Consider the following 4559-nt stretch of genomic DNA (forward strand, 5'->3'; position numbering starts at 1 on the left):
GCCATGAGCTTCGATTTTGACTTAATCATCATCGGTGCCGGCGTCGGCGGCCACGGCGCGGCGCTGCATGCTGTCGAGTCCGGCCTCAAAACCGCCATCGTCGAGTGCGCCGAAATGGGCGGCACCTGTATCAACCGCGGCTGCATCCCCTCCAAGGCTCTGCTGGCTGCCTCCGCCCGCCTGCGGGAACTGCAACACAGCTCCGAGCTGGGCATCCAAGTGGGATCCGTCCAGGCTAACCGGGAGGCCATTGCCAATCACGCCACCCAGGTGGTGGAGAAGATCCGCGCCGACATGACCCGCTCCCTGGAGAAACTGGGGGTAACACTCCTGCGGGGACGGGGCAGGCTGGCGGGATCCCAAATGGTTGAAGTCCAGGAAGAGAAGGGATCTCGAACCTACACGGCGCGGGACATTATCTTGGCCACGGGTTCCCAACCCTTTGTGCCGCCGGGGATCCAAGTAGATGGCCGCACGGTGTTTACCAGTAACGAGGCGGTGCGGTTGGAGTGGATCCCGGAGCGGCTGGCCATCATCGGCAGCGGCTACATCGGCCAGGAGTTTGCCGACGTCTACACGGCGCTGGGATCCCAGGTCATTCTCATCGAGGCCCTGGAGACCCTGATGCCGGCCTTTGACCCTGACATTGCCCGCCTGGCCCAGCGGGTGCTGATCAAACCCCGCCAGATCCAGACCTATGTGGGCGTGCTGGCCAAGCAGGTGATCCCTGGCCAGCCGGTGACGATCCACCTCTCTAACGGCGAAACGCTGCAGGTGGATGCCTGCCTGGTGGCCGCTGGGCGGATCCCGGTCTCAGAGGGGCTGGGCCTGGCGGAGCTGGGAGTGGAGTTAGACAAGCGCGGCTTTGTACCCGTAGATAGCCGTATGGCCACGGAATTGCCCCACCTCTGGGCCATTGGCGATGTGACGGGCAAGCTGATGCTGGCCCACGCGGCGGCAGCCCAGGGGCGGGTGGCCGTGGAAAACATCTGTGGCCGCCCTGCTTACATGGATTACCTGAGCATCCCAGCAGCGGTGTTTACCCACCCGGAGATGGGCTTTGTGGGGCTAACCGAGCCCCAGGCCAAAGCCGAGGGCTATAGCGTGGGCACAGTGCGCACCTACTTTGGCGGCAACTCCAAGGCCATTGCCTCTGGCGAGACGGAGGGCATGGTCAAGCTGGTCTTTGACAAGGAGACGGGTCTCCTGCTGGGATCCCACATCTTTGGGCCCCATGCTGCGGATCTCATCCACGAGGCGGCCCAGGCCATCGCCCGCCGCGCCACGGTGCAAGAGCTGGCCCGCCTGGTGCACGTTCACCCCACCCTGGCAGAGACGCTGGAGGAAGCCTACCGGCGAGCTGCCCACAGTTTAACCGCAGCCTAGCCGTGGCCTGCTGGCGACCGACACGGGCCGACTTGACGGCCAAAGCTGGTCTAATAGGATAGGGGGGAAGAGGTGGGAGAACGTGGCTTTGGCGAGCGAAGCGGAGATTACCCGAGCGGTGCAGGCCCAGTACGAGGCGTTTCCCTACCCGCCCGTCCCCTACGACCGGCCTTTTGAGGGCTTTTCCAGCCTAGGCAGCTACATCCTCGCCCAATATGCCCGCACCCGCACCTTGCAAGAGCCCACCGGAGCCAGATTTTTGGTGGCCGGCTGCGGCACCGGCTGGGAGGTACACGGCATTGCCGCCAGCAACCCCGGCTATGGCGCCGTGGTCGGGATCGATCTCAGCCGCCCGGCCCTAGAGATTGCCCAGAAACGGATCAAGTACCACGGCCTGCGCAACTGCTCGGTGCACTACGGGGATCTCATGGATCCCTCCACTTGGCCGGAGGGGAGCTTCGACATGATCAGCTCCTATGGGGTCATCCACCACACCGCCGATCCGGTCAAGGCTTTGAGAAACTTGGCCTCGCGCCTAGCTCCCGAGGGGGTAATGGCGCTGATGCTCTACAACCGTTCCGGCCGTTGGCATGTCTACCGCATTCGCCGCGCCCTGGAGCTGCTGGGGATTACTCCGCCGGCCACGCCGGAAAAGATTGAATTTGTGCGGCAATTGTTAAAGGCAGCCCATCCCAATTCCCTGCTAGCCCGGCATGCCAAGGCCCACGAGGAATACTACTCGGCAGACGAAAACATCGTCGACAACTTCTTCCACGCCAACGACATTCCTTTTGACATTGGCGAGATCCCTGACCTTTTGGCCCAGGCGGGTCTAGAGTTTATCGATGTCGCCCCCTACTTGGACTACTGGAACGCCAAGCCCTTAATTGCCGCCACCCACCCGGAGTTCCACCGCCGCTACGAAGCCCTTTCCCGCATTGACCAACTGCGGGTTATCGAGTACTTGGAGCCCCTCTACCACACGCAAAATCTCTTCTGGTGCTGCCACCAGGGCCAGAAGCTGGCCAACTGGGATCCCTTCACAGCCGAGTTTTTCCGCAGCTCCCGTTGGCAGCTCAACCCCCTCTTTCTCCAGCACGGCCAGGTGCGCTACTGGGATCGCAAAATCCCCTTTTCGGATCTGCTGGGCAAGGTGGATCCCGCCCAGATTGTGGCCCAAAAGCTGGACATCTTCTGGCCCATTGCCCGGATCCCGGGCAAGATGATTGCCTCCAGCCGCTACCAGGTCGTGGAGCTGCTGCTCCCCTTAGCCAAGCAGGCCCGCTCTGGCGCGGAGATTTTGAACCAGCACGCCGAGAGAGCCGAGCATGTTCTCCGCCTCTTTCGCGAATGGGAAGCCGACCGCCTGGTTCTAAGAGTTGCTCTCTAGGTGGAGGCTAAGCGCTCTGCCGGCCGCCCACAATAGCGCGGCAGCGGATATAGGGCCCTCCAGCATCCACCTTGGCCGGCTGACCCTTGCCGCAGTGGCCGGATCCCAAGTCCCACAGGAAATCCCGCGACACAGCATCCACCGACTGCAACACCTCAAAGGCATTGCCGGTAATGGTAACCCCTCGCAGCAGCTCTGCTAGCTTGCCGTTGCGAATGCGGTAGGCCCGCTCCACGCCAAACATGAACTCACCCGTGGAGTCGGCTTGCCCATTCCTGGCCCCATCCAGGAAGTAGCCGTCAGGTGTGCTGGCAAGGATCTCCTCCAAGGTTTGGGATCCCGGCTCAAGGTAGGTGTTGCGCATGCGGATAAGCGGCTCGTCGGCATACTCCCAGGCGCGGGCGTTGCCGGTGGGCTCGACGCCAAAGTAGGCAGCCGTTTCGCGGTTGTGCAGGTAGCTCACCAAGATGCCGTTCTGGATGATGGTGGTGGTTTGGGTGGGAACGCCCTCATCGTCCACCGGCAGCGTTCCCCCTGCCCCTGGCATGAATTCCGAACGGCCAGAGTCCTTGAGGGTAACCAACTCGCTGGCTACCCGCTGCCCCAGCTTGCCGGCTGCTACCGAGCCCGCCAGGACAAAATCCGCCTCGACCGTGTGGCCAATGGCCTCGTGCACCAGCAGCCCCACGATGGAAGGGGACAAGATGACTGTGGCCCATCCCCCCTCGGCGTAGCCTGCAGAGAGGAGATCGACCGCGGTGGCAGCTGCCTTCTCCGCCATCTGCAAGGGATCCGTCCGAAAAAGGCAATCCCACCCCCCGGTAACACCAATGGACTCGGCGCCGCTGCTCAGTTGGCCATCCGCCTCGGCCACCGCCTGGATCCGCAGTTCAGGGCGCACCAGACGAAAGGCCACATCCGCCCCATCTGTAGTAACAATGGCTTTTTCCTCGTAGATCTCGTTGTAGGTGCAACTGGCCGAGGTAATGCGAGCAGAGGACTTGCGGGCTTGGGCTTCCGTTTCCAAAACCAACTGGATCTTGGCCTCTAGGGGCTTGTTGACCACCTCCTCCACGCCGGGCTCGCAGAACTCTCCCTGGGCCAGGGCTACGCTGGGCAAAGCCTTCAGCTTCTGTTTGCGGCAGTCGGCGCTGGCACGGGCCGCCTGCTGGGCTTCGGCAATGGCCTTGCGAATGGCGGCTGGGGAGAGATCCCCGGTGGCGGCAAAGCCCCAGGTGCCGGCCTCCAGCACCCGCACCCCCACCCCTGAGCGCCGCCGAACCGCCGTCCGCTCAATGCGGCCCTTTTCCGCCGTAACGCTGCGAAAGACTTTGCTGTGGTAGCGCAGTTCCACAAAGCCGGAGTAATCCCGAAGGATGTCGCGCAGGAGATCTCGCATGGCCCTAGGGGGGAAGGACGGTACTTCCAGCATACCCTTTTTGGCTAACCCGCCGCTCGCGCTAGCGGGACCTAGTCCTTGAAGCCCCGCTCTGTGCTCCCTATATCCCCCCCGTACACGGGGAGAGTGGGGGGCCGGTCAGAGTCGCTTGGGAGAGGCAGGAGTGTATTGCCGCAGGACAGAGACAGTCACTCCCTCGCATGAAGCAATAAGAGTAGATGTTACAGCCTGTTAATTTAAATGGGGTACAGGTTTCAAGAGGAAGGAGAGGAAGAGATGCCAACCCATTCTTTGGATCTACGGCAAAGAGTTGTAGCAGCTTATCGGGTCAGGTAAGACCTCTATCCGCCAGGTAGCCGAACGGTTGATGGTGACCAAGAGAAC

At 62.3% G+C, this 4559-nt stretch carries 3 protein-coding genes and 1 pseudogene; 3 read left to right on the plus strand and 1 reads right to left on the minus strand.

Annotated features, from left to right (window positions below):
• Positions 1-3 precede the first annotated feature (3 nt).
• Both lpdA and NW827_RS00610 read left to right on the plus strand, forming a co-directional pair.
• A complete protein-coding gene (gene lpdA, locus NW827_RS00605; protein ID WP_414360962.1) occupies positions 4-1386 on the plus strand; it encodes a dihydrolipoyl dehydrogenase in 1383 nt (460 codons plus the stop codon).
• Between the two features lie 82 nt (positions 1387-1468).
• Positions 1469-2776 carry a class I SAM-dependent methyltransferase gene (locus NW827_RS00610; RefSeq protein WP_414360965.1) on the plus strand — a complete coding sequence of 436 codons (1308 nt, stop codon included), beginning with the start codon at positions 1469-1471 and terminating at the stop codon, positions 2774-2776.
• A gap of 7 nt (positions 2777-2783) precedes the next feature.
• Here NW827_RS00610 and NW827_RS00615 read toward each other — a convergent pair whose 3' ends face one another.
• Entirely contained in the window at positions 2784-4175 is a 1392-nt protein-coding gene (locus NW827_RS00615; protein WP_414360968.1) for a TldD/PmbA family protein, read from the minus strand.
• 276 nt (positions 4176-4451) lie between these two features.
• On the opposite strand from NW827_RS00615, the pseudogene NW827_RS00620 reads away from it, so the two are divergent.
• A pseudogene (locus tag NW827_RS00620) lies at positions 4452-4559 on the plus strand (IS630 family transposase); the annotation flags it as partial.

The organism is Synechococcus sp. H70.1, assembly GCF_047502705.1.
Taxonomy (GTDB): Bacteria; Cyanobacteriota; Cyanobacteriia; order Thermostichales; family Thermostichaceae; genus Thermostichus.

What these genes read in the sequence shown, in the direction of transcription:
- NW827_RS00615 (WP_414360968.1), bottom strand. Translation starts at nt 4,175, where the DNA reads ATGCGAGATCTCCTGCGCGACATCCTTCGGGATTACTCCGGCTTTGTG.
- lpdA (WP_414360962.1), top strand. Translation starts at nt 4, where the DNA reads ATGAGCTTCGATTTTGACTTAATCATCATCGGTGCCGGCGTCGGCGGC.